28 protein-coding genes are annotated in these 26,198 nt (G+C 70.6%); 16 read left to right on the top strand and 12 right to left on the bottom strand.

All coding sequences use genetic code 11. The features are described 5' to 3' along the window. Positions 1 to 36 precede the first annotated feature (36 nt). The gene (locus BT341_RS13295; RefSeq protein WP_072476596.1) at positions 37 to 1,953 is read left to right on the top strand and encodes an NPCBM/NEW2 domain-containing protein; all 1,917 of its coding nucleotides are present in this window, start codon (positions 37 to 39) and stop codon (positions 1,951 to 1,953) included. Here BT341_RS13295 and BT341_RS13290 read toward each other — a convergent pair. From BT341_RS13290 to BT341_RS13280, 3 genes are read right to left on the bottom strand one after another with little or no spacing between them, the layout of a single operon-like run. After that, positions 1,943 to 2,620 carry a GntR family transcriptional regulator gene (locus tag BT341_RS13290; protein WP_072476595.1) on the bottom strand — a complete coding sequence of 226 codons (678 nt, stop codon included), beginning with the start codon at positions 2,618 to 2,620 and terminating at the stop codon, positions 1,943 to 1,945. The genes BT341_RS13295 and BT341_RS13290 overlap by 11 nt on opposite strands. A 4-nt stretch (positions 2,621 to 2,624) precedes the next feature. Further along, complete coding sequence (locus BT341_RS13285; protein WP_072476594.1) at positions 2,625 to 3,410, bottom strand: SDR family NAD(P)-dependent oxidoreductase; 786 nt, start codon at positions 3,408 to 3,410, stop codon at positions 2,625 to 2,627. Positions 3,411 to 3,427: 17 nt separating this feature from the next. After that, complete coding sequence (locus tag BT341_RS13280; RefSeq protein ID WP_177328794.1) at positions 3,428 to 5,050, bottom strand: thiamine pyrophosphate-binding protein; 1,623 nt, start codon at positions 5,048 to 5,050, stop codon at positions 3,428 to 3,430. A gap of 246 nt (positions 5,051 to 5,296) precedes the next feature. On the opposite strand from BT341_RS13280, the gene BT341_RS13275 reads away from it, so the two are divergent. The 8 genes from BT341_RS13275 (at position 5,297) to BT341_RS13240 (ending at position 11,743) form a co-directional block, all read left to right on the top strand. Continuing rightward, entirely contained in the window at positions 5,297 to 6,661 is a 1,365-nt protein-coding gene (locus BT341_RS13275) for a WS/DGAT/MGAT family O-acyltransferase (RefSeq protein WP_072476592.1), read from the top strand. 115 nt (positions 6,662 to 6,776) lie between these two features. Beyond that, positions 6,777 to 6,872, top strand: a complete 96-nt coding sequence (pqqA, locus tag BT341_RS13270; RefSeq protein ID WP_072476591.1) for a pyrroloquinoline quinone precursor peptide PqqA — start codon at positions 6,777 to 6,779, stop codon at positions 6,870 to 6,872. A 2-nt stretch (positions 6,873 to 6,874) separates the two neighbouring features. Next, a complete protein-coding gene (gene pqqC, locus BT341_RS13265) occupies positions 6,875 to 7,564 on the top strand; it encodes a pyrroloquinoline-quinone synthase PqqC (protein ID WP_072476590.1) in 690 nt (229 codons plus the stop codon). Beyond that, a complete protein-coding gene (gene pqqD / locus BT341_RS13260) occupies positions 7,561 to 7,827 on the top strand; it encodes a pyrroloquinoline quinone biosynthesis peptide chaperone PqqD (RefSeq protein WP_072476589.1) in 267 nt (88 codons plus the stop codon). Before pqqC ends, pqqD begins: the two co-directional genes overlap by 4 nt. Continuing rightward, on the top strand, positions 7,818 to 8,882 hold the full coding sequence (gene pqqE / locus BT341_RS13255; protein ID WP_072476588.1) for a pyrroloquinoline quinone biosynthesis protein PqqE: 1,065 nt from the start codon (positions 7,818 to 7,820) through the stop codon (positions 8,880 to 8,882). Before pqqD ends, pqqE begins: the two co-directional genes overlap by 10 nt. Next, positions 8,879 to 9,715: a pyrroloquinoline quinone biosynthesis protein PqqB gene (pqqB, locus tag BT341_RS13250; protein WP_072476587.1), complete on the top strand. Its 837-nt coding sequence runs from the start codon at positions 8,879 to 8,881 to the stop codon at positions 9,713 to 9,715. Before pqqE ends, pqqB begins: the two co-directional genes overlap by 4 nt. Positions 9,716 to 9,757: 42 nt before the next feature. Then, a complete protein-coding gene (locus BT341_RS13245; protein WP_072476586.1) occupies positions 9,758 to 10,288 on the top strand; it encodes an ArsR/SmtB family transcription factor in 531 nt (176 codons plus the stop codon). 222 nt (positions 10,289 to 10,510) lie between these two features. After that, complete coding sequence (locus BT341_RS13240) at positions 10,511 to 11,743, top strand: MFS transporter (RefSeq protein WP_072476585.1); 1,233 nt, start codon at positions 10,511 to 10,513, stop codon at positions 11,741 to 11,743. Here the strand turns inward: BT341_RS13240 and BT341_RS13235 are convergent. Continuing rightward, entirely contained in the window at positions 11,721 to 12,173 is a 453-nt protein-coding gene (locus tag BT341_RS13235) for a MaoC family dehydratase (protein ID WP_072476584.1), read from the bottom strand. The genes BT341_RS13240 and BT341_RS13235 overlap by 23 nt on opposite strands. A 57-nt stretch (positions 12,174 to 12,230) precedes the next feature. Here BT341_RS13235 and BT341_RS13230 point away from each other — a divergent pair, with 57 nt between their 5' ends. Beyond that, the gene (locus BT341_RS13230; protein ID WP_072476583.1) at positions 12,231 to 12,908 is read left to right on the top strand and encodes an ArsR/SmtB family transcription factor; all 678 of its coding nucleotides are present in this window, start codon (positions 12,231 to 12,233) and stop codon (positions 12,906 to 12,908) included. 7 nt (positions 12,909 to 12,915) lie between these two features. On the opposite strand, the gene BT341_RS13225 is transcribed toward BT341_RS13230, so the two are convergent. Genes BT341_RS13225 through BT341_RS13215 form a run of 3 tightly spaced genes read right to left on the bottom strand, consistent with a single transcriptional unit; the run spans position 12,916 to position 15,636 of the window. Continuing rightward, positions 12,916 to 13,200, bottom strand: a complete 285-nt coding sequence (locus BT341_RS13225; RefSeq protein WP_072476582.1) for a hypothetical protein — start codon at positions 13,198 to 13,200, stop codon at positions 12,916 to 12,918. Between the two features lie 58 nt (positions 13,201 to 13,258). After that, the gene (locus BT341_RS13220; RefSeq protein ID WP_072476581.1) at positions 13,259 to 14,641 is read right to left on the bottom strand and encodes an amidase; all 1,383 of its coding nucleotides are present in this window, start codon (positions 14,639 to 14,641) and stop codon (positions 13,259 to 13,261) included. Next, positions 14,638 to 15,636, bottom strand: a complete 999-nt coding sequence (locus BT341_RS13215) for a D-2-hydroxyacid dehydrogenase (RefSeq protein WP_072476580.1) — start codon at positions 15,634 to 15,636, stop codon at positions 14,638 to 14,640. Before BT341_RS13215 ends, BT341_RS13220 begins: the two co-directional genes overlap by 4 nt. A gap of 101 nt (positions 15,637 to 15,737) precedes the next feature. On the opposite strand from BT341_RS13215, the gene BT341_RS13210 reads away from it, so the two are divergent. Genes BT341_RS13210 through BT341_RS13200 form a run of 3 tightly spaced genes read left to right on the top strand, consistent with a single transcriptional unit; the run spans position 15,738 to position 18,005 of the window. Further along, positions 15,738 to 16,478, top strand: coding sequence for a maleate cis-trans isomerase family protein (locus BT341_RS13210; RefSeq protein ID WP_072476579.1), 741 nt, complete (start codon positions 15,738 to 15,740; stop codon positions 16,476 to 16,478). 59 nt (positions 16,479 to 16,537) lie between these two features. Further along, positions 16,538 to 17,284 carry a maleate cis-trans isomerase family protein gene (locus BT341_RS13205; RefSeq protein WP_072476578.1) on the top strand — a complete coding sequence of 249 codons (747 nt, stop codon included), beginning with the start codon at positions 16,538 to 16,540 and terminating at the stop codon, positions 17,282 to 17,284. 1 nt (position 17,285) lies between these two features. Beyond that, a complete protein-coding gene (locus tag BT341_RS13200; protein WP_072476577.1) occupies positions 17,286 to 18,005 on the top strand; it encodes a GntR family transcriptional regulator in 720 nt (239 codons plus the stop codon). A 226-nt stretch (positions 18,006 to 18,231) separates the two neighbouring features. Here the strand turns inward: BT341_RS13200 and BT341_RS13195 are convergent, their stop codons facing one another. Genes BT341_RS13195 through BT341_RS13185 form a run of 3 tightly spaced genes read right to left on the bottom strand, consistent with a single transcriptional unit; the run spans position 18,232 to position 21,275 of the window. Further along, positions 18,232 to 18,696, bottom strand: coding sequence for a DUF4262 domain-containing protein (locus BT341_RS13195; RefSeq protein ID WP_072476576.1), 465 nt, complete (start codon positions 18,694 to 18,696; stop codon positions 18,232 to 18,234). Positions 18,697 to 18,756: 60 nt separating this feature from the next. Next, entirely contained in the window at positions 18,757 to 19,815 is a 1,059-nt protein-coding gene (locus tag BT341_RS13190; RefSeq protein WP_072476575.1) for a tartrate dehydrogenase, read from the bottom strand. Next, positions 19,812 to 21,275, bottom strand: coding sequence for an NAD-dependent succinate-semialdehyde dehydrogenase (locus BT341_RS13185; protein ID WP_072476574.1), 1,464 nt, complete (start codon positions 21,273 to 21,275; stop codon positions 19,812 to 19,814). The genes BT341_RS13190 and BT341_RS13185 overlap by 4 nt, the downstream gene beginning before the upstream one ends. Before the next feature lie 92 nt (positions 21,276 to 21,367). On the opposite strand from BT341_RS13185, the gene BT341_RS13180 reads away from it, so the two are divergent. Beyond that, positions 21,368 to 22,624 carry an aspartate aminotransferase family protein gene (locus BT341_RS13180; RefSeq protein WP_072476573.1) on the top strand — a complete coding sequence of 419 codons (1,257 nt, stop codon included), beginning with the start codon at positions 21,368 to 21,370 and terminating at the stop codon, positions 22,622 to 22,624. 2 nt (positions 22,625 to 22,626) lie between these two features. Then, on the top strand, positions 22,627 to 23,124 hold the full coding sequence (locus BT341_RS13175; RefSeq protein WP_072476572.1) for a DUF3830 family protein: 498 nt from the start codon (positions 22,627 to 22,629) through the stop codon (positions 23,122 to 23,124). A gap of 537 nt (positions 23,125 to 23,661) precedes the next feature. Here the strand turns inward: BT341_RS13175 and BT341_RS13170 are convergent. Continuing rightward, complete coding sequence (locus BT341_RS13170) at positions 23,662 to 24,483, bottom strand: aldo/keto reductase (RefSeq protein WP_072481927.1); 822 nt, start codon at positions 24,481 to 24,483, stop codon at positions 23,662 to 23,664. 153 nt (positions 24,484 to 24,636) lie between these two features. On the opposite strand from BT341_RS13170, the gene BT341_RS13165 reads away from it, so the two are divergent. Beyond that, the gene (locus BT341_RS13165; protein ID WP_084742845.1) at positions 24,637 to 25,395 is read left to right on the top strand and encodes a PE-PPE domain-containing protein; all 759 of its coding nucleotides are present in this window, start codon (positions 24,637 to 24,639) and stop codon (positions 25,393 to 25,395) included. On the opposite strand, the gene BT341_RS13160 is transcribed toward BT341_RS13165, so the two are convergent. Further along, positions 25,287 to 26,138: a LysR substrate-binding domain-containing protein gene (locus BT341_RS13160; RefSeq protein WP_084742844.1), complete on the bottom strand. Its 852-nt coding sequence runs from the start codon at positions 26,136 to 26,138 to the stop codon at positions 25,287 to 25,289. The two genes, BT341_RS13165 and BT341_RS13160, sit on opposite strands and share 109 nt — an antisense overlap. Positions 26,139 to 26,198: the final 60 nt, after the last annotated feature.

Below are 26,198 nucleotides of genomic sequence, written 5' to 3'. Positions count from 1 at the left end.
GGGGCTCTTGCCCACGGCGGCCCCGGGGAGGGACTCATGCGCCGGTTCTGCGTCCTGCTGCTCAGCTTGCTCGGCCTCACGGCCGCGGTCGTCGCGCCCGCCGCGGCCGCCGAACCGGTCGTCGCCGCGACTCCGCCGATGGGGATCTCCTGGTCCCGTGGCTGGAACCAGTGCCCGCGGATCGACGACGCGAAGGTCCGCGCCGCGATCGACATGCTGGTCACCAGCGGGCTGCGCGACGCGGGCTACCGCTACGTCAACATCGGTAACTGCTGGGCGGCGAAGACCCGCGCCGCGGACGGGACGTTGCAGCCGGACGCGGCGAAGTTCCCGGACCTGCCGGGCCTGATCGCCTACGCGCACGGCAACGGGCTGAAGTTCGGCCTGCACAGCGGCACCGGCACGGTCGTCTGCGGCAGTTTCATGCCCGGGTCACGCGATCGCGAAGACGTCGACGCGCAGACGTTCGCCGGCTGGGGCGTCGACTACCTCGAATACGACACCTGCGGCGGCGAGACCGGCGCGGGCGACGCCGTCAAGAAGATGAGCGACGCGCTCACGCGCACGGGACGGCCGATCGTCCTGGCCGCGCTCGACCTGATCTCGAACCACCGCCAGTGGGAGTGGGCGCCGGCGGCCGGCGCGCACACCTGGCAGGTCAACCCGTGGCTCGACGACAACTTCTTCGTCACGAACACGGTGCTGGACAGCCAGATCCCGCTCGCCGGGCACACCGGGCCGGGCGGCTGGAGCGATCCGGGCCTGCTCCAGTTCGGCTACCAGACAGCGGCGACGCGGCAGGCGCAGTTCTCGCTGTGGGCGCTGATGAACGCGCCGCTGTTCGTGAACGAGACCTTCCCGGCCGACACGATGGGCAACGCCGAGGTCATCGCCGTCGACCAGGACTGGTCGGGCACGCCGGGCCGCAAGGTCCGCGACCTCAGCGAAGGCGAGATCTGGGCGAAGCCGATGTCCGACGGCTCGGTCGCGGTGCTGCTGCTCAACCGCGGCGCGTACGCCCGGACGATCCCCTTCGACCTCGCGGAATCCGGCATCGCGGCCGCGCCGGCCTACCGCGTCCGCAACCTGTGGACGGGCGCCGAGCTGACCAGCACCGGGACGTTGCGGGCGTCGGTACCCGCGCTGTCCGGGGTCTTCCTGCGCGTGTGGCCGGGGCAGCCGTCGCCGGCCGAACCGCTGGTGACGCTGGGCGTGCAGCTGCCCGAAGGGTTCCTGGCGGGACAGCCGGTCACCGGCACGGTGACCCTGACGAACGACGGCGACACCCCGGTCACCGACGCGCGCTACGCGATCACGGCGCCGGCCGGGTGGCAGCTCGACGGGCCCGCGCAGATCGACGTCCCCCGCGTCTCGCCGGGCAGCACGGTGACGCAGGAGATCACGCTGCGCCCGGCGACGGCACCGGCGGCCAAAGTGCTGCTCACGGCGGCCGGCACCTACACCACGGAGGCCGGAGCCCGCACCGCGGCGGGTTCGGCCGAGAGCCCGCTGGTGACCGCGCCCGGAACCGGCACGACGTACCTGGACACGCGGCCGTGGCCGTATTCGGAGAACGGGCTCGGCCCGGTGGAACGCGGCAGCGTCGCCAACGGCGCGCGGATGTCGATCGGCGGGACCGGGTACGCGCCGAACAGCGGGATCGGCGTGCACGCGCCGTCGGTGATCCGGCTGTACCTCGGCGGGGCGTGCAAGTCGTTCACGACGCAGTACGGCGTCGACGACGCGGCGAGCCCACAGGCCACCGTGGCCTTCCGGGTGCTGGGCGACGGCCGCGAGCTGTTCGCCACGGGCGTCGTCGGCCGGGGCGCGAAGGCGCAGAAGCTGACGGTCCCGGTCGCCGGCGTCCAGCAGCTGGCCATCGCGGTCGACGACGGCGGCGACGGTTCGGCGGGCGAGTACGCCGACTGGATCGCCCCGAACGTCAGCTGCTGAGGTCGAGCAGGCGGGCTTCGGCGTCGCGGAGGTAGCGGTCCAGCGCGGCCTCCGCGGCGGCGAAGCGGCCGCGGCGCAGGCAGGCCAGGATCCGCTCGTGGCAGTCCAGGAACGGCTCGTAGAACTCGCGCGTGTCCTCGGCCAGCACGAAGAACAACCGCGTTTCGGCGAGCACCTGGCGCATCGTCGCCGAGATGCGCTCGCTGCCCGCCAGGTCGGCCAGCGCCTGGTGGAAGTGGATGCTCGCGGTCCCGACGGCCGGCCAGTCGCCGGTCTCCGCCGCCGCCCGCCCGTCACGCAGTGCCCGCTCCACAGCCGACAGGTCCACAGTGGACAGTTCCGCGGCCCGCCGCAGGGCACCGCATTCGGTGGCGCGGCGGACGACGTAGAGGTCTTCGATGTCCGCCGCGGTCACCTGGCGCACGAACACGCCGCGGTTCAGCTCGTGCACGGCCAGCCGTTCGTGGGCCAGCAGCTGGAACGACTCGCGCAGCGTGTTGCGCGAGACGCCGAGCGCCGCGCTGATCACCGGCTCGGACAGCCGTTCGCCGGGGGCGAAGACGCCGTCGGTGATGTACTGGCGCAGGATCGCGGCGACGCGTTCGGCGGTGCCGCTGCGCTCCAGCTGGTGCCGTTCGCCGGAAAGCCCCGAGGCGTCGACGGACAAGGCGCTACCTGACGCCGAGCTCGAAATCGAGGCTGTACCGGTTGCCCGGCATCGCGCCCGCGGCCTTCGCGCCGTCGATCGGCAGCGCGACGCCGTTGACGAACCGCGATTCGTCGCTCGCCAGGAACACCACGGCCTTCGCGACCTCCCACGCCTCGCCGACGCGCGCGGCGGGCGTGCTCGCGACGAGCTGGTGCTGCTTCGTTTCGAACTCCTCCGGTGAGTTCAAGGTCGCGCGCAGCATGTCGGTGTCGATCGCGCCGGGGTTCACGGTGTTGGCGCGAATGCCCTGGTGCGCGTGCGCGACGGCGATCGACTTCGTCAGCCCGACCAGCGCGTGCTTGGTGGCGTTGTAGACCGGGTCGCCGGGGCGGCCCATCACGCCGCCGTTGGAGGACGTGGTGATGATGCTGCCGCTGTTCCGGGCGATCATGTGCGGCAGCACGGCGCGGGTACCGAGGAAGGCGGCGCGCACGTTGAGCGCGAAGATCTGGTCGAACTCGGCCAGTGTGGTGTCGACGAGCGGCTTGCCGAGGTGGGTGCCGACGTTGTTGAACAGCACGTCGATGCGCCCGGCTTCGGCGACGACGCCGTCGACGAACGCGGCGACGGCGTCCTCGTCGGTGGCGTCCACCAGCTCGTGGCGGTAGCCGGGTATTTCCTCGGCGGGCTCGCGGATGTCGGAAGCGAACACCGTCGCGCCTTCGGCGATGAACTCCTTCACCGTGGCGAGGCCGATGCCCCGCGCGCCGCCGAAGACGACCGCCACCTTGCCGGCCAACCGACCCATGTCCCTTACCCGCTCTCTCATGTCCGGTACCACCGCGGCGAGGTGTTCAGCGGCGGCTGCAGCCGGGCCCGCACCACGAGCACGTTCGGTTCATCCGATTCGACGAATTCGCCGAGCAGCCGCCGGAACGCGCGCCCGAAGCCGGACACGCGGTCGGCGTGCACGCCGAAGGACCGCGCGAGCCCGACGAAGTCCGGGCTGTCCCAGTCGACCCCGCGGTGCGGCACGCCCTCGCGGTCCTGGTCGAAGCGCAGCATCCCGTAGCCGCCGTCGTCGACCAGCACGACGGTGACCGGCAGCTGCTCCTGCGCGAGCGTCGCCAGATCCCCGCAGCCGTAGAGGAAACCGCCGTCGCCGGTGATGCAGATGGCCCGGCCGGCGCCGGCCGCCGCCGCGCCGAGCGAGGCCGGGAAGCCGTAGCCGAGGGTGCCCCAGCCCATCGGGTAGGCGAGCTTGCGCGGCGCCCGCACCCGGTGGAAGCCGCCGACCCAGTAGCCGGCGACGCACATGTCGGACACGATCACCGCGTCCGTCGGCAGTACCTCGTCCAAAGTGGACAGCAGGTCGTAGGCCTGCGGCTCCTCTTCGCGGATCCGGCGGCGCACCCGGCGGCCGATGCCGGCCAGCCGCAGCGTGAGGTCGTCCAGGCCCGGCCGCTCCTTCGGCAGCAGCCGCTCGACGATCGCGCGCGCGTCGCCGACCAGCGTCAGGTCGGGCGGGTAGTTCTTGGCGGCGTCGCCGGCGTCGACGTTGACCGCGATCAGCTTGGGCGGCTTCGGCATCCGCCAGTTCTGGGTCATCAGGCCGTCGAAGTCGGTGCCGACGGCGAGCACGACGTCGGCCTCGTCCCACAGCTCGCCGACCTCCGGCGTGTGCACCGGGTTCGGCGCGAGGCACGGGTGGTCGAGCGGGAGCAGGCCGCGGGCACCGAAGGTGGTGATCACCGGCGCGGCGATCTTCTCGGCGAGCGCGCCGATGGCGTCGCCGGCCCCGGACCGCAGCGCGCCGCCGCCGGCCCAGATCAGCGGCCGGTCCGCCTCGGACAGCAGCGCCTCGGCCCGCGCGAGGTCGGGCACGTCGACGTCCGGCTTGCGGTGCGGCGCGGGCGGCCGGCGGTGCGGCACCGTCTCGCGCAGGTAGTCGGTGGGCACGCCGAAGTAGACCGGGCCGCTCTGCGGCTGCAGCGCGAGCCGGGCCGCGCGGTGCACGGTGGTGCCGATCTGGTCGGCCGCGCGCACGGTGAAGCCGCCCTTGGTGACCGGCGCGAACATCGCCTGCTGGTCGGACGTCTCGTGCAACGCCCCGCGCACGACACCCGGCCGCCGCAGCGTCGAAGGGATGTCGGTGGCGATGACCAGCACCGGAGCGGCGGACGCCATCGCCTCGCCGACCGCGCCGAGCGTGTTCGCCGCGCCCGGGCCGGTGGTGACGAGGGCGACGCCGAGCTTCCCGGTGGCGCGCGCGTAACCGTCGGCGGCGTAGCCGGCCGTCTGCTCGTGGCGAACCCCGACGACCTTGATCCGGGTCTCGGCGAGCGCCTCCCACAACGGCAGGTTGTGCACGCCCGGAAGGCCGAAAACGATCTCCGTCCCCAGCGCTTCCAGCGCGTCGACCAGCTCCCGAGCCCCACTCACAGCCACGGCGCGGATACTGCCAGATCGTTGAACGATCTGGCAATCAGCCCCTGGACGCCGTCGTCGTCACGCATGCGGTATCGGCGGCCCCGAACACAGGACGCGCACGCGGCGGTCCGGTTGCGCTCGGCCATCGGTGGTACGCACGTTTCCCGCCGGCCGTCGCCGGTCATCCTCGCGGGAGAGAACGTGATCCACCCGCGGCCGCCGAGCGCGTAGAGTCGGCGTGCCGAGTGCGGAAGGTGATGTCCCATGGCGATGATGCCCGTGACCGACTCGATGTTCCTCCTCGTCGAAACGCGCGAGCATCCGATGCACGTGGGCGGCCTGCAGCTGTTCCGCAAACCCGACGGCGCCGGTCCGGACTACCTGCGTGACATCCGCACTTCGCTGCTGGAATCGGGCAACATGCGCCCGGTGTTCCGGCGCCGCCCGGCCCGCCCGGTCAACACGCTGGGCCACGTCGCCTGGGCGACCGACGCCGATCTCGAGCTCGACTACCACTTCCGGCACTCGGCCCTGCCGCAGCCGGGCCGCGTCCGCGAGCTGCTGGAGCTGACCGGACGCTGGCACAGCACGCTGCTCGACCGGCACCGGCCGCTGTGGGAGACGCACCTCATCGAAGGACTGGCCGACGGCCGGTTCGCCGTCTACACCAAGGTCCACCACGCACTGATGGACGGCGTCTCGGCACTGCGCCACCTGCAGGGCACGCTGTCGGACGACCCGGCCGACCTGGACTGCCCGCCGTGGTGGGGCACGCGGCGCAAGACCGGCGAAGAGCGCGAGAAGCGGCCGCGGTCGTTGCTGCGGACGGCTCGACGGACCGCCAACCAGCTCGCGAGCCTGGCGCCGGCCGCGATGAAGGTCGCGCGGGAGGCGTTCGGCGAACACACCCTGACCCTGCCGGGACAAGCGCCGCGGACGATGCTGAACGTGCCGATCGGCGGCGCGCGGCGGTTCGCGGCGCAGTCGTGGCCGCTGGACCGCGTCCGGCAGGTGGCCACGGCCGCCGGGGTGTCGCGCAACGACGTCGTGCTCGCGATGTGCTCGGGCGCCCTGCGCGACTACCTGATCGAGCAGCGCGCGCTGCCGGACGCGCCGCTGATCGCGATGGTGCCGGTGTCGCTGCGCCGGCAGAACGACCCCGGCGAAGCGGCCGGCAACAACATCGGCGCGTTGCTCTGCAATCTGGCCACCGACCTGCCGGACGCGGGTAAGCGGCTGGTCACTATCCACCAGTCGATGCGCAATGGCAAGCGGCTGTTCTCGGAGCTGACGCCGTTGCAGACACTGTTGTTATCGGCCGTTAACGTCGCGCAGCTCGGCGCCTCGCCCATCCCGGGCATCGTCAACAACACGCGGCCGCCGTTCAACCTGGTGATCTCGAACGTGCCGGGCCCGCGCAAGCAGATGTACTGGAACGGCGCCCGGCTCGACGGCATCTACCCGGCGTCGGTGCTGCTCGACGGCCAGGCCGTGAACATCACGCTGACCAGCAACGGCGACAACCTCGACTTCGGCGTGACCGGCTGCCGGCGCAGTGTGCCGCACCTGCAGCGCATCCTGACGCACCTCGACACGGCTTTGGTGGAACTCGAAGCTGCGGTAAGGTAGCCCGCTCACCGAAACGCCCGCTCCCCCATCGGAAGGAATCTTTCCGAACTCGCTGGTCTGCCGCCTTCGCACGCTCTTAGGGTGGCGGCGATCAGCTCACGGAGAGGAGCAGGAAATGACCGAATCCCCCGAGGTGTGGACGACACCCGACTTCGTCGAGTACGAAACGCCCATGGAGGTCACCGCCTACGCGGCCCGCATGGCGGACTGAAGATGCCGGTCGAGCCACTGCCGGAAAGCGCATTCATCGAGGCGCTGCGCGGCCTTTCGAGCCGGTACTGGGGTTCGCATCCGTTCCACCGGCGGCTGCATGCGGGGGAGCTCGACGCGCGCGGGCTGCGGGTCTGGGCGGCGAACCGGTGGTACTACCAGTGCCTGCTGCCGCAGAAGGACGCGGCGATCATCAGCAACTGCCCGCTGCCGGAGATCCGCCGCCAGTGGCTCGACCGGATCGTCTACCACGACGGCGCGCAGGCCGGCACCGGCGGCCTCGAACGCTGGCTGCGGCTCTGCGAGGCGGTCGGCCTGGACCGGGCCGAGGTCCTCGACGAGCGGCACGTCGTGCCCGGCGTCCGGTTCGCCGTCGACGCCTACGTGAACTTCGCGCGGACGAAGCCGTGGTGGGAGGCCGTGGCGTCGGGGCTCACGGAGATGTTCGCCGGGCACCTGATGCAGCAGCGCGTCGCGGACATGCTCGCGCACTACTCGTGGATCGCGCGCGAAGACCTCGCCTACTTCACCAACCGGATCGACAAGGTTTCCGGCGAAGGCAAGGACACGCTCGACATCGTGGTCCGCCACTGCGTGACGCGCGAGCAGCAGGACCGCGCGATCGCCGCGCTGGCGTTCAAGTGCGACGTCCTGTGGTCGATGCTCGACGCGATCGAGCGGGCGGCAGCATGATCACCACCGCCTCCGTCCCGCAGCTCCGGCGCGGTGTCCGATTGTCCTTCGACCACGTCCGGGACACGCACGTGCTGCTCTTCCCCGAAGGGGTCCTGGTGCCGAACGCGACGGCGGCCGCGGTGCTGCGGCTGTGCGACGGCAATCGGACAATCTCCGGAATAGCGGCGGCGCTCGCGGAGCAGTACACCGGGGTCCGGGAGCAGGACGTTCTCGACGTGCTGTCCCGGCTGGGCGAACGGCGGGTCGTCGCGTGGACGTGAGCCCGCCGCTCGGCCTGCTCGCCGAGCTGACCCACCGGTGCCCGCTGCACTGTCCTTACTGCTCGAACCCGCTGGAACTCGCGTCACGCGAGTCGGAACTGTCCACAGCGGACTGGTTCTCGGTGCTCTCGCAGGCGCGCGAGCTGGGCGTGCTGCAGGTGCACCTGTCCGGCGGCGAGCCGCTGGCCCGGCCGGACCTGCCGCAGCTGGTGGCGCACGCGAGCGGGCTCGGCTGCTACGTCAACCTCGTCACCTCCGGGCTCGGCCTGACCCGGCCGCGGCTCGAAGACCTCGTCGAGCGCGGGCTGGCGCACGTCCAGCTGTCGGCGCAGGGTGCGACGCGGGAGCGCGCCGACTTGCTGGCCGGCGCGCGGGCGTTCGACCACAAGCTCGCCGCGGCCGCGCTGGTGAAGGAGTCCGGGCTGCCGTTGACGCTGAACGTGGTGCTGCATCGCCGCAACCACGACCAGCTGGCCGAGATCATCGCACTGGCCGAGCGGATGGGCGCGGACCGTCTCGAGCTGGCGAACACGCAGTACTACGGCTGGGCGCTGCGGAACCGCGACGCGCTGATGCCGACCCGCGCGCAGCTCGCGGCCGCCGAGCCGATCGTCCGGGCGGCCATCGCGCGGTTGCGGGGCAAGATGGAGATCGTCTACGTCGTCGCTGACTACTACGAGCCGTACCCGAAGCCGTGCATGCACGGCTGGGGCGCGCGGCAGCTGACGGTGGCGCCGGACGGAACCGTGCTGCCGTGCCCGGCGGCATCGGCGATCTCGACGTTGCGGCTGTCCTCGGTGCGAGAGGCGTCGCTGTCCGACATCTGGTACCGCTCGGAGTCGTTCACCGCCTACCGCGGCGAAGACTGGATGCGCGAGCCGTGCCGCACGTGCGACCGCCGCGGCCGCGACTTCGGCGGCTGCCGCTGCCAGGCGTTCCTGCTGACCGGCGACGCGGCGGCGACCGACCCGGTGTGCTCACGCTCGCCGCACCGGGACGTCGTCGACCTGATCCTGACCGCACCCGGCACACCGGACCTGGTCATGCGCCGGTGAAAGTGATCCTCCTGGGCACCGCCGCGGGCGGCGGCTGTCCGCAGTGGAACTGCGCGTGCGCGTTGTGCACGGCCGGGCTGGAGCCGCGCAGCCAGGACTGCGTCGCGATCAGCGCGGACGGGGCCGGGTGGTACCTGCTCAACTGCTCGCCCGACATCCGCGCGCAGATCCTCGCGACACCGGAATTGCGTGCCGGGCCGGGACCGCGTGACATTCCGCTGCGCGGAGTGTTGCTCACCGACGCAGAGCTGGACCACACGCTGGGCCTGCTGATGCTGCGCGAGGCGGGCGGCCTGCCGGTGTGGGCACCGGACGCGGTGCTGCAGGCGTTGTCTCCGTTCCGCGCCATCATCGACGGCTACGGCGGATGGACGTGGTCATCGCCGGTGGACCTTCCCGGACTGCGAGTGCAGGTGCTGCCGGTCAGCGACAAAAAGCCGAAGTACGTGACGTCGGCCCAGGACGGTCCCTGGGTGATGGCCTACCGGATCGAGGACGTCGTGACCGGCGGAGTGCTGGTGTACGCGCCGTGCCTGAAGAGCTGGCCCGCGGGATTCGGCGCGTTCGTGGAAGGCGCCTCGCTGGTCCTGCTGGACGGCACGTTCTTCGCCCCGGACGAGATGGCGGGCGTCGGCGGCCCGGACCAGCCGGCCATGGGACACCTGCCGATCACGGAGACCCTGACCCGGCTACCCGGACGCGCCGGGCCGCACTGGGCGTTCACGCATCTGAACAACACGAACCCGGTGCTCGACCCGTCGTCACCGGAACACGCGGCAGTACTGGCCGCCGGAGCGTCACTCCCACCGGACGGCACCACCTACGTGCTGTAGAACACCCAAATAACCCTTTGACAGTCGCGTCAGACTGGGCTGATGCCTCACGACAACCTGCGCGTACTGGCCCACCCCCTGCGCATGCGGCTGCTGTCACTGCTGACGGGAACGGCCCTGAGCGCGGCGGAGGCGGCCCGCGAGCTGGGCGACACGCAGGCGAACGTGAGCTACCACATCCGCCGCCTGCACGAAGCGGGCTTGCTGGAGGTAGCGGAGGAAGTGACCATCCGCGGCGGCCGCGCCAAGCGCTACCGCCACCCACCGGAGTCGGGACGCCGCCTGACGGCCCGAGACCCGGCCGAGGAGCACCTGCTGACGAACGCGATCGCGGCGGAGCTGCTCCGCCGGGCGGACGAGCGGGCCCCGGGCCCGGCATCGTTGACGGACGCGGAGCTGTGGGTGGACCCGCAGGTGTGGGCGAGCGCAGTGGCCCAGGCATCGGCGTTGAGCAAGGATCTGCACGAGGCGGCCCAGCCCCCGCGGACCCCGGGAACGGTGCGGGTGAGCGCGAGTGTGGCCCTGTTCAAGTTGGCAGACCCTCGCGCGGCGGGACCGGACGAGCCTCCGTGAGCGTGCGTCGCCGGAGTTGCAGCCTCGCCGCGTCCGCTGCCGCGCAGTTAACGTTCGCTCACATCTTCTGCCGAAGCCGCTCCGGTCAGCACCCCACCACCGCCGAAGCCGCGTCCCCGCGATCGCCCCACTCACCAGCGTCCGCGCGATCGCCCGACTCTCCCGAGCCCCGCGGTCGCCGCACTCTCCTCACCAGCGTCCCAACCCCCGCCGGAGCCGACTGTGAGCAATCCACTCTTCACCCCGCTTCGGGAGCGGCCGTTCCGCGCCCTCGTCACCGGCCGGACCTTCGCCGACTTCGCCAACGCCGTCGCGCCCTTCGCGCTGGCCTTCGCCGTCGTCGACCTGACGGGTTCGGCTGTCGATCTCGGGATCGTCGTCGGGGCCCGGTCGCTCGCCAACGTGCTGCTCGTGCTCTTCGGCGGGATGCTCGCCGACCGGCTGCCGCGGTCGGTGATCCTGCAGGGCACCGAGACCGCCGCCGCGCTCACGCAGGCCGCGATCGCCGCCGGCGTCCTCTGCGGTTTCGCTTCGATCCCGCTGCTCGTCGGGCTCAGCCTGGTCAACGGCGCCGTCTCGGCCATCTCGCTGCCCGCGGCCGCGTCCCTCACGCCGTTGACCGTGCCCGCCGCGATGCTCGCCCAGGCGAACGCACTGGTCCGGCTGCTCTCCAACGCCGGCCGCATCGCCGGGGCCGGGCTCGCCGGGGTCCTCGTCGCATTCGCCGGATCCGGCTGGGCGCTCGGCGGGAACGCCGTCCTGTTCCTCGCGGCCGCCGTCGCCTACCGCCGGATCCGGCTGCCGCGCGGCGAGCGGATCCCGGGCCGGCGCCCGTTCGCCGACCTCGCCGAAGGCTGGCGGGAGTTCCGCGCGCGGTCGTGGGTGTGGCTGGTGGTCTTGCAGTTCACGATCGTTAACGCGGTGAACGCGGGCGCGCTGCTGGTGATCGGCCCGCTGGTCGCCGACGACACGTTCGGCCGCACCGGCTGGGGCATCGCGCTGGCCGCGCAGACCGCCGGCTCCCTGCTCGGCGGCGTCATCGCCGCGCACTGGCAACCGCGGCGGATGCTGCTGATCGGCGTCGCGCTGGTGATGGTCGACGCGCTGCCGATGCTGACCCTCGGCGAGACGCCGTACCTGCTGCCGCTGCTGTTCGCGATGTTCCTTTCCGGCGTCGCGCTCGAGCAGTTCGCGGTCGCCTGGGACGTGTCGCTGCAGGAGAACGTCCCGCCCGCGAAACTCGCGCGCGTCTACTCCTACGACATGCTCGGTTCGTTCCTCGCGATGCCGCTCGGCCAGGTCGCCGCCGGTCCCGTGGCCGAGCACGCCGGCCGGTCGGCGACGCTCGCCGGTGGCGCAGTCCTGATCGTCGCCGCGACCGCGGTCGTGCTGACCAACCCGCAGGTGCGCGGGCTGGTCCGCCGCGCACCCATCAGCCCGGGCGCACCAGGATGAGGTTCAGCAGGCTCGCGCTGAAGACGACCTCGTCGGCGACGTCGACGAGCTCCACGCGCGTACGCACCACCCCGCGGTCGTGCTTCGAGCGGGAAAGCCGCGCTTCGACCACGGTGGCCCGCAGCCGCAACACTGCGCCGGGCCGCACCGGGCGTGGCCACCGCAGCTCGTCGACACCCGGGCTGCCCAGGCTCGACACCGCGGACAGGTAGTGGTCGGCGTAGAGCCGCATCATGAGGCTCGCGGTGTGCCAGCCGCTGGCGATCAGCCCGCCGAACGGTCCGTCCGCGGCAGCCGCCGCGTCGACGTGGAAGGGCTGCGGGTCGTAGCGGCGGGCGAACTCGAGAATGTCGGTCTCCGTGACCTCGACGCTGCCGAGGTCGTAGGTGACGCCGGGGACGTAGTCCTCGAAGTAGCGATCCTTCGTCATGGCGAGCAGGGTGCCACAGAAACCCTTCGATCCGGAGCGAATGGTTACGCTGACGGCATGGTCGCCGAGCCCGACATCGCCGCGGTAGCCCAGGCGATCGGCGAACCGGCCCGGGCGGCGATGCTCCTGCAGCTGATGGACGGCGACGCCCATTCCGCCCGCGCACTGGCGACCGCGGCCGGGATCGCACCGTCCACGGCGAGCTCCCACTTGCGCCGCCTGTGCGACGCGGGCTTGGTGATCGCGGCCGAGGCGGGCCGCCGGCGCCTGCACCGCCTCGCGAAACCGGAGGTGGCGCAGCTCGTGGAGGCGCTGGCGGTGCTCGCCCCGCCACGGCTGCCCCCGCGAATGCAGCCTTCCACACCGGCGGGACCGCTGCTGCACGCGCGCGCGTGTTACGGGCATCTGGCGGGACAGCTGGGCATCGACGTGGCGACGCTCCTGCGCAAGGACGGCGTCGTCGAGGACATGGCACCCGGCTCGACAGGTGTGGTGCGCACTTTCGACCACCCGCTGCTGGCCGCGCTCGGTGTGACGGAGCTGCCCGGGCCGGGACCGGCGGTGCGGGCGTGCTTGGACTGGTCCCACGAGACGGTTCACCTGGCCGGCGCGCTGGGAACCGCACTGCTGACAGCGTTGCTGGAAGAAGCCTGGGTCCGCCGCCGGCCAGGCGGCCGGGCGTTGCGCGTGACCGAGATAGGGCGGCAACGGTTCGCCGAGTTCGGCCTCGGCTGACGCGCTCTCAGCGGCTGTCCACCGCGCGCCTGTCCTCCTGGTCTGCGCGGGGTACCGGCGTGAGATCGCGGTGGCCCTCGAGACGCCACCAGCTCTCCAGCGTCTCCCGCAACACCTTCAGCAGCTCGCCGCCCGTTTCCAGGGGGAGCAGGGCCGCCTTGCCGTCGTCCACGCGCATCGCGGCCGCCAAGCGGTCGCCCTGCTCCACCAGCCCGACCACCACCCGGGCCGGATCGCCCGCGGGGTCGACAGTCGGGATGCTGCGCTCGTACCGCCAGCCTTCAGCGTTCACTCGGCCGACAGTGGCACAGCTTCCGCCGCCTCGGCCCGGGTTTCACCCTCAAGTGTGGTCAGGCGGACGCCCAGGGGCGGACTTCCTCCAGCAGCTTCGCCACCGCCAGCACGAGGTCGTCCGAGTGCCGCGGGCCGACGATCTGCAGGCCCACCGGCAACCCCGCCGACGTGCGGCCCGCCGGGACGCTGATCGCCGGCTGCTGGGTCATGTTGAACGGGTACGTGAACGGCGTCCACTCCGGCCACTCGCTCAGCCCGCTGCCCGGCGGCACGTCGTGCCCGGCTTCGAACGCGGGGATCGGGACGGTCGGCGTGATCAGCACGTCGTAGCGCGTGTGGAACTCACCCATCCGGATGCCGAGCGCGGCACGCTCGGCGGTCGCGTCGAGGTAGTCGCTCGCCGACCACGTCTTGCCGAGCTCCCAGACTTTGCGCAGCCCGGGGTCGGTGTGCGCCTCGGAGCCGGGCGGGAACGTGTCGAGCAGCTTCGCCGCGCCCGACGACCACAGGATGTCGAACGCCGGCTTCGGGTCGGCGAACCCGGGATCGGTTTCCTCGATGTGCAGGCCCGCATCGCCCAGCGCGCGTACCGCGTCGGCGACGATCGCCGCCACCTCGGGGTCGACGTCGACGTAGCCGAGCGTCGGCGAGAACGCCGCGATCAGGCCGCGCACGTCCCGCCGCACTGCCTCGCGGAACGACGCCACCGGCGGCGCGAGCGCGGTGGGGTCGCGGTGGTCGGGCATCGACAGGACGTCCAGGAGCAGCGCGGTGTCGTCCACGGAACGCGCCATCGGACCGGCGTGCGAGAGCGGGCCGAACGGGCTCGCCGGGTACAGCGGGATCCGGCCGTGGGTCGGCTTGAGCCCGACGATCCCGCAGAACGACGCCGGAATCCGCACCGAGCCGCCACCGTCGGTGCCGACGGACAGCTCGCCCATCCCCGCTGCGACGGCCGCGGCGCTCCCGCCGCTCGAGCCGCCCGCAGTCTTCGCCGGGTCGACGGGGTTGCGCGTGATGCCGCACAACGGGCTGTCGGTGACACCCTTCCACGCGATCTCGGGAGTGGTCGTCTTGCCGAGCACGACCAGGCCGGCCTCGCGCATCCGCGCGGCAACCGGGCTGTCGACGTCCCACGGCTGGTCCGGGCTGATGCTCTTCGAGCCGCGGACGGTCGGCCAGCCCTGCGTGAGGAACATGTCCTTGATCGAGGACGGCACGCCGTCGAGCCAGCCGATCGGGTTGCCGTCCCGCCAGCGGATCTCCGACGCTTTCGCCTGCTCCAGCGCCCGGTCGGCGTCGACGAGGCAGTAGGCATTGCACTCGCCGTCGCGGGCTTCGATGACCTGCAGCGCGTTCTGCGTCGCCTCGATCGGTGAGAGCTCACCGGTCGAGTAGGCGGCGACGAGCTCGCTGGCGGTCAGCATCCTGTCGTTCATCCGGCTCCCTGGTTCCCCGACGGCACGTAGCCGAGCGTCTTGTCGACGACATTGCGCAGCGGCTCCCCAGCCTGCCAGCGGCGGAAGTTCTCGGTGAAGACTTCGACGAGCGTGTTCCGCCAGCCGACGAAGTCACCGGACATGTGCGGCGAGATCAGCACGTCGGGGATGCTCCACAGCGGACTGTCGCCCGGCAGCGGCTCGGTGTCGAACACATCGAGCGCGGCTCCGGCGATGGACTTGGTGGCCAGCGCCTCCACCAGGTCGGACGTCACGACCAGCTCGCCCCGCCCGACGTTGACGAACCGCGCCGACGGCTTCATGGCAGCGAACGCGCGAGCGTCGAACATGCCCTTGGTGTGCTCGGTCAGGGGCGCGACAGCGACGACGTAGTCGGCGTGTGACAGGACCTCGGTGAGCCGCGCGGACTCGTGCACAACGCCAAAGTCCGGATCGCCGGTGCGTTCCCTGCGTCCGGCGCCGCTGACCCGCATGCCGGCGGCGCGCAGCAGCCGCGCGATGGCCCGGCCGATCGGCCCGGTGCCGACGACCAGTACCTCGCGTCCGGCGATCCGTTCGGTCTCGCGATGCTGCCAGCGAGCCTCGCGCTGCAGGTCGTGCGACCGCGCGAAGTCTTTCGCGAACGCCAGGACGACACCCAGCACGTACTCCGCAATGGCGTCGTCGAAGACACCCCGCGAGTTGGTCAGGACGACGTCGCTCTCGATGAGTCCGGGAAACAGCACCGGGTCGACACCCGCGCTCGCGATGTGCAGCCAGCGCAGGCGGTCGGCCGCATGCCACGCTCCCGGCACGGCCGTGGAGAGGAAGTCATAGACGAAGAGGGCGTCGGCGCCGGACAACGCTTCGGCCAGTCCCGCCGCGTCCGTGTAACGCACGACCGCCCCGGATTCGACAGCACGCATGTCCGGTGGGCGGGACTCGCCGCAGAGCACTGCCAGGACGGGAGGTTCCCGGTCTTCCGAGGCGATCACGTTGACACGGTAAAAGTCACTCGTATGATTGTCAACAATCCGAGGAACGACCCCCGGAGCACCGGACGTGTCAAGCACAGACGTATTCCGGAGGCTGAGCCTTGGATTTCGACTTCCTGGCGTTCGAGGGCCCGCTCGCCCAGCGCGGCATCGGCGTCATCGCCCCGTTCGACCTCGCGCTGGAGCGCGAGCTCTGGCGGTGGGTACCGATGGAGGTCTCCCTCCACCTGGCCCGGACGCCGTACGAGCCGGTGCCGGTCAGCATGGAGATGGCCCGCCTCGTCAGCGACAGCCACCACCTCGCGAGCGCGACCCGCGACGTGCTGCACGTCGAGCCCGAGGTCGTCGCCTACCTCTGCACGTCGGGCAGCTTCGTCAACGGTGTCGACTACGAGCGCTCCCTCACCAAGGCGATCTGCGACGCCGGCGCACCGGATGCCGTCACCACCTCGGGCGCGCTGGCCGAGGTGCTGCACCAGCTCGACCTGCACCGCGTCTCGGTGCTGACGCCCTACGACGCCGACCTCACCCGCGCCCTGCACGACTTCCTGGCCGAGCTGAACGTCGAGACCGTCGCCAGCGACCACCTCGGCTTGGGCGGCGGCATCTGGAAGGTCAGCTACCGGACCATCGCCGAACGCATCCTCGCCGCCGACCACGGCGACGCCGAAGCGATCTTCGTCAGCTGCACCAACCTCCCCACCTACGACCTGATCGAGCCTCTGGAAGCCGCGCTCGGCAAGCCGGTGCTCACCGCGAACCAGCTGACCATGTGGGCGTGCCTGCGCCGGATGGATCTCCCCATCGTCGGACCCGGGAAGTGGCTTCGTGACGTGTCGTGAAGGTTTTCCTTGACCATCCCTCTAGGATTGTCGACAATTTGCGTCCCTCCGGAGGTTCCGTGACCACCATCGGCTTCATCTACCCCGACCACGCGGCCGAAGACGACTACCCGCTCGCCGAGCAGCTGCTCGGCGGTACGGCCGTCGACGAGGGCGACATCCGGCTGGCGGTCGAGCACATCTACGGCACCGACAAGCACGCGGTCGCCGAACTGCTGGACCTCGGCAGCGAGAGCCGCCTCGCCGACGGCGCCGCCTTGCTCGCCAAGCACGAGCCGGACGCGGTCATCTGGGCCTGCACCAGCGGCAGCTTCGTCTACGGCTGGGACGGCGCCCGCGACCAGACCGACCGGCTCGGCGCCGTCGCCGGAGTGCCGGCCTCCAGCACCTCCTTCGCGTTCGTGCACGCCGCGCGTGCCCTGGGCGTCAAGCGGGTCGCCGTCGCCGCCAGCTACCCGGACGACATCGCCCGGCTGTTCGTCGACTTCCTCAAGGCGGGCGGAATCGAGGTCGTCGCGATGGCCAGCGCCGACATCATCACGGCGGCCGAGGTCGGAGCGCTGTCGCCGGAAGCCGTCGTCGAGCTCGCCGTGCGCCACGACCACCGGGACGCGGATGCGGTGCTCGTGCCGGACACCGCCATGCGCACCCTCGGCGAGATCAACGCCATCGAGGCGGCCCTCGGCAAGCCCGTGCTGACCGCGAACCAGGTGACCGTCTGGGAGGGCCTGCGCCTGACCGGCCGGCACCGGCTCGTCCGCTCGCTCGGGGCCCTGTTCCGGCATCTTCCGGACGGGAGTGCCTGACATGGCCTTGCCACCGGGCATGCTGCCCGAGATCGAGCCAGTCAGCCGCGAGTCGACAGCCGCAGTCATCGCGCGTCAGCTGCGTGACGCGATCATGACCGGTGCCCTCCCGCCCGGGACCCAGCTCGGCGAGACCGAGCTGGCCTCCCGGTTCCAGGTGTCACGGGGGCCACTCCGGGAAGCAATGCAGCACCTCGTATCCGAGGGACTGTTGCGCAGCGAGCGGCACCGCGGGCTCTTCGTGATCGACCTCGAGCCCGGCGACGTCTACGACATCTACGCGGCGCGCTCGGCGATCGAGCGCGCCGCCATGCTCCGCGCCCTGCGCGGCGGGGACCGAAACCGGATCGCCGACCTCCTCGAGCAGACCGTCGCCGAGATGGCGACCGCCGCAAGCGAAGATGACCCGAGCGCCCTCTCCACCGCCGACCTCAGGTTCCACGAGGCACTCATCAACGCCTCCGGCAGCAAACGGCTCGTGCGGATGGCTCGGACTCTCCTCATCGAGACGCGGATGTGCCTCACCGCGCTGCAGAGCACTTACCAGCGGGTCGAGGAGCGTGTGGAGGAGCACACGAAGCTCATCCAGGCGCTGCGTGACGGGGACGAGGAGACCGCGCTCGCTCTGCTCGAGGCGCACATGGAGGACGCGGTGCAGCGGCTCGCGCCGGGCACGAGCCTCAGGGACGGGGAAGCCCCGCCGGTGCCGGGCAACGCGTGACCGGAATTCCGGTCCGAGCGGTCCCCGGGCCGACAGGCGTGACCGGAAGCCCGACACGCGGGATCGAAGAGCCGCCAGGCGCACCCGGACGGACGACTCGCGCTCCTGCGGAAAGGAGCGCTCGCGTTTCCGACTGGACGAGTCGCGGATCGGCGAATACGGCAGGCGTACGTGGACAGCCGGCACGGGGGCCGGGAAGCAGTTCACCGGCGGAACGCAACCACAGTCAGTGCTCATGACGGGCTCCCAGCACGGGCTGGCCGCCTCGGCCGTCCCGGTAGTCCGGCGACCACGGCCAGCGGCCGCGCTCGTCCGCGTGGACCAGTTGCAGCGCCCGGATTTCCGTGCCGTACAACGCCACGGCGAACACCAGGTGCGCCGACGGCTCGGCCAGCGGCACCACTTCGATCAGCGGGCCGCCTCGCAACGGCACCCGTTCCCCCGGCTCGGGCGGTGACGCGTGTAGTACGTGCGCGGCCATTTCGTTGAGCAGGTCTGCCGCCGCGAGCACGGGCAGACCGGTCACGACCAGCTCGGGCAGGCCGTATCCGCTCAGGCCGATCGTGTAGGCCCATGGCGGGTACAGCGGCGCGCCCTCCACGCCCTGCACGAGCCAGCCCCGGTCGGCCACGCCCTCGCGTAGCCGCTCCACGTACCCGGATCTGTCCGGGTCTTCGCACTGCCGGCACATCGGTGTCTCCTCCCCCTGGTGGGCTCGCCGTCCACCGTGCCGGAGGGCACCGACAAAAACTCAGCCCAGTGTTTCGGCCACTGCCGTGCCGAGTCGTTCTGTGGTATCGGTGCCGCCGAGGTCGGGAGTGCGCACGCGTCCGTCGTCGAGCACCCGATCCACCGCGGTGCGGATCGCTTGTGCCGCAACGGTTTCGCCGAGATGTTCGATCAGCATCGCGGCCGCCAGGATCTGCGCCACGGGGTTCGCGATTCCCTGCCCCGCGATGTCCGGAGCGCTCCCGTGAACCGCTTCGAACATCGACGGATGTTCACCTGATGGGTTGATGTTGCCGGATGGCGCCATGCCGAGGCCGCCGGTGATCGCGGCCGCGAGATCGCTCAGGATGTCGCCGAAGAGGTTGGACGCCACTATCACGTCGAGCCGGTCGGGTGCCTGCACCATCCGCGCGGCAAGCGCGTCCACGTGCATCTGTTCACTGTGGACATCCGGGAACTCGGCCGCGACCTCGGCGAAGATCTCGTCCCAGAACGGCATCGAGTGGATGAGCCCGTTGGACTTCGTCGCCGAGCACACGCGCAAGGACCGCTTCCGCGCCAGCTCGAACGCATACCGGATGATCCGCGATACACCGACGCGCGTAAAGACCGACTCCTGCAGCACGAACTCGTCGGGCCGTCCGGCGTTGTGCCGTCCGCCGATCGCCGAGTACTCGCCTTCGGAGTTCTCGCGGACGATGACCAGCTCCAGCTCCTCGGCCTTCCGTCCGGCCAGCACAGACGTCGTGCCCGGCAGCAGCCGCACCGGACGCAGGTTGACGTACTGCTGGAACGCGCGCCGCAACGGGATCAGCAGGCCCCACAGCGAAACGTGGTCCGGTACGCCGGGGAAACCGACCGCGCCGAGCAGGATGCCGTCGAACTCCGACAACTGCTCGACGCCGTCCTCCGGCATCATCGCGCCGACGCGGGCGTACCGCTCGCAGCTCCAGTCGAACTCCGTCCACTCCAGCGAAAAGCCGAAGAGAGCGGAAGCCCGGTCGAGGACCTTGCGGGCCTCGACCGTGACGTCCACGCCGATCCCGTCGCCGGGGATGCTCGCCAGGCGGTAGACCGTCACAGGGCCACCGCGATGTACTTGGTCTCGAGAAACTCATCGATGCCGACCGAGCCGCCCTCGCGGCCGAGCCCGGACTGCTTGATCCCGCCGAACGGCGCCGCCGGGTTGGACACGATACCCTGGTTGAGGCCGATCATGCCGGCTTCGAGGGCCTCACAGACGCGCAGCGCCCGCTTCAGATCGCTGGTGTAGACGTAGGAAACCAGGCCGAACTCGGTGTCGTTCGCCTTCGCCACTGCCTCTTCCTCGGTGTCGAACGGCGTGATCGGGGCGACCGGCCCGAAGATCTCCTCGTGGTTGAGCCGCGCCTCCTGCGGGACGTCGGTGAGCACGGTCGCCTGGTAGAAGTGGCCCGGACCGTCGACACCGGACCCGCCGGTCAGCACCCGCGCGCCGCGGTCGGTGGCGTCCTTGACCAGCTCGGTGACCTTGTCGACGGCCTTGTCATCGATCAGCGGGCCGACCACGACGTCCTTCTCGGTGCCGCGGCCCATCGGCAGGGCCTGCATGCGCTCGGTCAGCCGCCGCGAGAACTCCTCCACGACTCCACGCTGCACGTAGAAGCGGTTCGCCGCGGTGCACGCTTCGCCGATGTTGCGCATCTTCGCCTGCATCGCGCCGTCGATGGCCGCGTCCATGTCTGCGTCGTCGAAGACCAGGAACGGTGCGTTGCCGCCCAGCTCCATCGACGTGCGCAGGATCTTGTCGGCGCACTGCTCCAGCAGCTTCCGGCCGACGCCGGTCGAGCCGGTGAACGAGAGTTTACGAGCGCGGCCGTCGCGGATCAGGGGCTCCATGACCCCGCCGGAGTCGGTGGTCGTCACGACGTTGAGCACGCCCTCGGGCAGGCCCGCCTCCGCGAGGATGCCCGCCAGTGCGAGCATCGACAGCGGCGTCTGCGCAGCCGGCTTGATCACCATCGTGCAGCCCGCGGCAACGGCCGGGCCGATCTTGCGCGTGCCCATGGCCATCGGGAAGTTCCACGGCGTGATCAGGATCGTCGGCCCGACCGGCTGCTTCGTGATGAGGAACCGGCCCGAGCCGTTGGGCGCGGTCGCGTAGCCGCCGTCGATGCGGACGGCCTCCTCGGCGAACCAGCGGAAGAACTCGGCGGCGTAGGCGATCTCGCCCTTCGACTCGGCGAGCGGCTTGCCCATCTCCAGTGTCATCAGCAGGGCCAGCTCGTCCTGGCGCTGCATCAGCAGCTCGAACGCCCGGCGCAGGATCTCGCCGCGCTCGCGGGGCGCCATCTTCGCGAAGTCCGATTGCGCGGCGACCGCAGCGTCCAGCGCGGTGACACCGTCCGCCGGCGAGGCGTCGGCGACCTGGCACAGCTCCTTGCCGGTGGCCGGGTCGACCACCGGGAACGTCCTCCCGGACTCGGCGGCCACCCACTTGCCGCCGATGAACAGTTCCTTGCCGACCGCCTCGACGACGCCGGCTTCGGTGCTCGCGCTCATCCCGACTGCTCCTCACGTGTTGTCCCGAGGGCCATGCTATGGATATTGTCAACAATCGACAACCCATTCGACCGACCTAGGAGCACGCTGCCATGGCCCAGCTATCTCCGCTGCTCAAGCAGGCAACGCCCGTCGTGGTCGACCACGGTGAAGGGGTTTACCTCTACGACGTCGACGGCAAACGCCACCTCGACTTCACCGCCGGGATCGGCGTCACGAGCACCGGGCACTGCCATCCGCACGTCGTGCGGGCCGCGCAGGAGCAGATCGGCAAGCTCGTCCACGGGCAGTACACGACGGTGATGCACAAGCCGTTGCTCGAGCTGACGAAACGGCTCGGCGACGTCCTGCCGAGCGGGCTCGACTCACTCTTCTACGCGAACTCGGGCAGCGAAGCTGTCGAAGCGGCGTTGCGGCTTTCGCGGCAGGCGACGAAGCGTCCGAACGTCATCGTCTTCCAGGGCGGCTTCCACGGCCGGACTGTCGCGGCGGCGAGCATGACGACGTCCGGGACGCGGTTCAGCGCCGGCATCGGCCCGCTGATGGCGGGCGTGCACGTCGCGCCGTTCCCCTACGCCTACCACTACGGCTGGGACGAGCAGACCGCGACGAAATTCGCGCTGCGCGAGCTGGACTACCTGTTCCAGACAGTCAGCGCGCCGAACGAGACCGCCGCGTTCTTCGTCGAGCCCGTGCTCGGCGAGGGTGGGTACGTCCCGGCGAACACCAAGTTCATGGCCGGGCTGCGCGAGCGCGCGGACCGGCACGGCATCCTGCTCGTCGTCGACGAGATCCAGACCGGCTTCGGCCGCACGGGCAAGTTCTGGGGCCACGACCACTTCGACGTCTCCCCCGACATCGTGCTCATTGCGAAGGGCCTGGCCAGCGGCTTCCCGTTGTCGGGCATCGCCGCTTCGCAGGAGCTGATGGCGAAAGCGTTCCCGGGGTCGCAGGGCGGCACGTACGGCGGCAACGCGGTCTCGTGCGCGGCGGCGATCGCGACGCTCGAGGTCATCCAGCAGGAGAACCTCGTCGAGAACGCCGCCGAGCGCGGCCGCCAGCTTCTCGAGGGCGCGCGGGTGATCGCGGACAAGACGCCGGCGATCGGCGAGGTGCGCGGCCTGGGGCTGCTCGTCGGGTCGGAGTTCACCACTGCCGACGGCGAGCCGGACACCGCGACCGCGCAGGCCGCTCAGCAGACTGCCGCGAAGAACGGCCTGCTGCTGCTCACCTGCGGGCCGTACATGAACGTCGTCCGCATGGTGCCGCCGCTGGTCGTCTCCGCCGAACAGGTCGACGACGCGCTGCGGATCTGGGGAGACGTCGTCGCTTCGGTCACGGGAGGCTGAGCATGGCCCGCTACATCACGATCACGCTGGACAAGCGCGGAGTGTCCTGCCGCGCCCGGTTGCTCGACGACGAAGCACCGCGCACTTGCAAAGCCGTGTGGGACGCGTTGCCGCAGAGCGGTTCGGCCTACCACGCGAAGTACGCGCGCAACGAGGTCTACACGCTCGTGCCGCCCTTCGCGGACCCGAAACCCGGGCGGGAAAACCCGACGATCACGCCGATTCCCGGTGACGTCGTGTACTTCGGCTTCGAAGCCTGGGAGATCGGCAACCCCGCGTACGGCTACGACGAAGGCAGCGAAGCCCACAGCGACCAGGGCGCGACCGACCTCGCGATCTTCTACGGACGCAACAACCTGCTGATCAACGGCGACGCGGGCTGGGTACCCGGCAACGTGTTCGCCACGATCGAGGAGGGCCTGGCCGAGATGGCGGCCGCCGCGCAGGACCTCTGGCTGCGCGGGGTCGAAGGCGAGACGCTCTCGTTCGCGCGGGCCTGAATCCCTTACCCGGCAAGGGGACGCCGGTTGCGGTCATCGCATCCGGCGTCCCCTTTTTGCCGCCCGGACCACCCGGAAGAGTGATCGTCGCGAATTCACCTTTCGTGGCCGATGATCACCGGATCGAGTTACGGCATGCCCGAGTCACCGGATCAAGACCGGGGTCACCGAGGGTGATGATCGCCCTTAGTGTTACCCAGAGTGGCTGACCGCCGAACCGGGCACCCCGGCCTCAAACACGAAGGGATTACATGTTTAGGATGGGAAGATTCCGCCGGACCGGAACCTTCCGGAAATGGCTCTTTGACAGCCCGCCAGCACGGTGAAAACATGACTCCGCTCTCGCGAGAGCATCTCCAGGGAAATCATTGTTCAATCGGCAAGGAGCCTTTCATGCAGACGTTCGCCCAGCACGCGCACTACTGCCACGACATCATCTCGGGCGCGCTGGCGCACCTGGCGCACTTCCTCGGCTGGCTCGTCTGAGAACAGCAGGAACCGACGTCCGGCCGCGGGAAACCCGCGGCCGGGCCGTTTTCATGCCAGTTCGCCGAGGCGCGCGATATCGTCATCAGAAAGCACGATTTCCGCCGCAGCGCAGTTTTCTTCGAGGTGCGCGAGCGAGGACGTCCCGGGAATCGGAATGACGACCGGGGACCGGCGCAACAGCCAGCCGAGGGACACCTGGGCGGGTGTCGCGCCGAGGCCGGCTGCGACCTTTCCGATCACGCCGCCCGCCGTCGCATGGTGACCATTTGCGATCGGCAGCCAAGGGATGAACGCGATCCTCTCGCGCTCGCAGTAGTCGAGGACGCCTTCGGACGCGCGGTCCGTGAGGTTGTACCGGTTCTGCACGCTCGCGATCGGCGCGATGGCCCGCGCCTCGGCGAGCTGCGCCACGCTGACCTCGGACAACCCGATCCGGGCGACCTTGCCCTCATCCCGCAGCCGGGCCAGCACCCCGATCTGGTCGGCGAGCGGCACCTGCGGGTCGACTCGGTGCAGCTGCAGCAGGTCGAGCCGCTCGACACGCAGGCGCCGCAACGAGAGTTCCGCCTGCTGACGGAGGTATTCGGGACGTCCGAGGGGCACCCATTCACTTCGGCTCGGGCGTGCGTGCCCGCACTTCGTCGCGATGCAGAGCCCCTCGTACGGGTGAAGCACGTCGGCGAGGAGTTCTTCGTTCAACCCCAGGTCGTAGGCGTCGGCGGTGTCGAAGAACGTCACGCCCAGCTCGGCCGCCCGCCGGGCGACCGCCGCCGCGCCGACCGGAACGTAGTCCCACTCGGTGAGCCGCATGGCACCGAAACCCAGCCGCCGCACGGAAAGGCCGTCTTCGAAGGTGTACGTCGATGTCATGCCGGAAGCTTCACCCGGCCGGCCGCCACCCACCAGAGATTCAGCCTGAGCTAAATCTCGTCCGTAACCGGGTGATCACAGGTTTCATCCGGATTTCATCGCCCCTCCCTAACGTCCGCGGCGCAGTGATCAACTCACGGAGGGGACTGCGAAGTGAAAAATCTGAAACGGCTTTCGCTGATCGGCGCGGCGGTGGCCGCGCTCGTCACCGGATTCGTCGGCGTACCCGCGGCCCACGCCGAAGGCGCGCACTACTACATCCTGATCGGCGGGACGTGCAACGGGAACGCCGACCAGTACCAGGAAGCTTGGCTGCGCGGCGGGATCCGCAAGGTCGTGAACTACCCGGCGGGCGCGTCCGGGCTGCCGGGTCCCTGCGGTCAGACGCCGATGGACCGAAGTGTCGCGATCGGCCGCGAAGAGGCGAAGCGCGTCGCCCAGGACGCGTTCAACGAAGACCCGGGCGGCGAATTCACCGTCGTCGGGTACTCCCAGGGCGCGATCGTCGCGAACTTTCTGCTCAACGACATCGCCGATGGCGTCGTCGACGTCGACAAGAACCACTTCAACGCGAAGCTGTACGCGGACCCGATGCAGCCGGTCGGGCCGCCGGGGCGCGGCATCAGCGCGGTGATCCCGGCCGGTGCCGGCGCGCCGTCGCCGTTCGGCGGATACGTTTCGTTCGGCCCGGGCCGGACGGACTTCGGCGGCATCCCGTACATCCGCTACTGCATCCAGACCGACGGCGTCTGCCACTTCGACACGATCGAAGCGGCGGGCGGGTACTTCGCCCAGCACCAGTGCTACTGGCAGAACCCGATCATGGCCGACACGCTGGCCGACGGCGTGTACACGAACTCGTCGATCGAGCTGCCACGCCAGAACTGCCGTCCGCCGTGGCCGATCGGCTGAGCTGGCCAGGGCGGGCGCTCCCGCGCCCGCCCTACCGGCGGCCGAAGTATGCGGCCGCGAAGTCGGAAAAGACGTCGAGCCGCGACGGAAAGGTACGCGTCTTGGCGACGGACCAGGCTCAGCGTGCGGTGACAGTCCGGCGCGTCGACGTGCAGCCAGACGCCCGGGATGTGGGTGGCGCCGCGGGAGTACGCGGGGACCAGCCCGATGCCGAGACCCGCGCCGATGAGGTCGCCGGTGGTACCCGGTTCGTCACTCTCGCAGGCGTACTCAGGACGGATGCCCGCCGCGGCGAAGAGCCGGTCGGCCAGCTCGTGCGGCCAGTAGCCGGGGCGGGTCGTGACGAAGGGTTCGCCGGCCAGGTCCTCGAGCCGGACCCGCTTCCGATCGACGAGCCGGTGCCCGACCGGCACGGCGAGCAGCACCTCCTCCCGCAGCAGCTCCCGCGTCTGCAGGTCCGGGCCCGGCAGCGGCTGGGAGGCGAAGCAGAGATCGACCTCTCCGGCGCGCAGCTGGTTGGCCATCTCGGTCGCGGACGACTGGTAGAGCCGGATGTCGACGCCGGGGTGCGCGACGCGGAACTTCTTGACCACGCCGGTGAGTGTGAGCAGCGTTTCCGCGGCGACGGCGACGCTGCCGTGGTCGAGACCGGCGGTGTCAGCAAGTTCGCGGCGCGCGTCCTCGAGTTCCCGCAGTACGCGATCGACCCGGCGCAGGAAGCCGGTGCCGAACCGGTTGAGCACGGTCTGAAGTGAACGTGAAAAACCTTCATGGCGGCGTACCGGCGGTACGTACTACGCTGC

This window comes from Amycolatopsis australiensis (assembly GCF_900119165.1).
Lineage (GTDB): Bacteria > Actinomycetota > Actinomycetes > Mycobacteriales > Pseudonocardiaceae > Amycolatopsis > Amycolatopsis australiensis.
The sequence above is the reverse complement of the archived record's forward strand: the minus strand, read 5'-3'. Positions and strand labels throughout refer to the sequence as shown.

Coding starts and splice junctions, on each gene's coding strand:
- pqqA (WP_072476591.1), top strand. CDS start 6,777: ATGACCGAATCCCCCGAGGTGTGGACGACACCCGACTTCGTCGAGTAC.
- BT341_RS13295 (WP_072476596.1), top strand. CDS start 37: ATGCGCCGGTTCTGCGTCCTGCTGCTCAGCTTGCTCGGCCTCACGGCC.
- BT341_RS13200 (WP_072476577.1), top strand. CDS start 17,286: ATGGCCTTGCCACCGGGCATGCTGCCCGAGATCGAGCCAGTCAGCCGC.
- BT341_RS13220 (WP_072476581.1), bottom strand. CDS start 14,641: ATGAACGACAGGATGCTGACCGCCAGCGAGCTCGTCGCCGCCTACTCG.
- BT341_RS13285 (WP_072476594.1), bottom strand. CDS start 3,410: ATGGGTCGGTTGGCCGGCAAGGTGGCGGTCGTCTTCGGCGGCGCGCGG.
- BT341_RS13195 (WP_072476576.1), bottom strand. CDS start 18,696: ATGTGCCGGCAGTGCGAAGACCCGGACAGATCCGGGTACGTGGAGCGG.
- pqqD (WP_072476589.1), top strand. CDS start 7,561: ATGATCACCACCGCCTCCGTCCCGCAGCTCCGGCGCGGTGTCCGATTG.
- BT341_RS13235 (WP_072476584.1), bottom strand. CDS start 12,173: ATGACGAAGGATCGCTACTTCGAGGACTACGTCCCCGGCGTCACCTAC.
- BT341_RS13245 (WP_072476586.1), top strand. CDS start 9,758: ATGCCTCACGACAACCTGCGCGTACTGGCCCACCCCCTGCGCATGCGG.
- BT341_RS13180 (WP_072476573.1), top strand. CDS start 21,368: ATGGCCCAGCTATCTCCGCTGCTCAAGCAGGCAACGCCCGTCGTGGTC.
- BT341_RS13175 (WP_072476572.1), top strand. CDS start 22,627: ATGGCCCGCTACATCACGATCACGCTGGACAAGCGCGGAGTGTCCTGC.
- BT341_RS13170 (WP_072481927.1), bottom strand. CDS start 24,483: ATGACATCGACGTACACCTTCGAAGACGGCCTTTCCGTGCGGCGGCTG.
- BT341_RS13275 (WP_072476592.1), top strand. CDS start 5,297: ATGGCGATGATGCCCGTGACCGACTCGATGTTCCTCCTCGTCGAAACG.
- BT341_RS13230 (WP_072476583.1), top strand. CDS start 12,231: ATGGTCGCCGAGCCCGACATCGCCGCGGTAGCCCAGGCGATCGGCGAA.
- BT341_RS13185 (WP_072476574.1), bottom strand. CDS start 21,275: ATGAGCGCGAGCACCGAAGCCGGCGTCGTCGAGGCGGTCGGCAAGGAA.
- pqqC (WP_072476590.1), top strand. CDS start 6,875: ATGCCGGTCGAGCCACTGCCGGAAAGCGCATTCATCGAGGCGCTGCGC.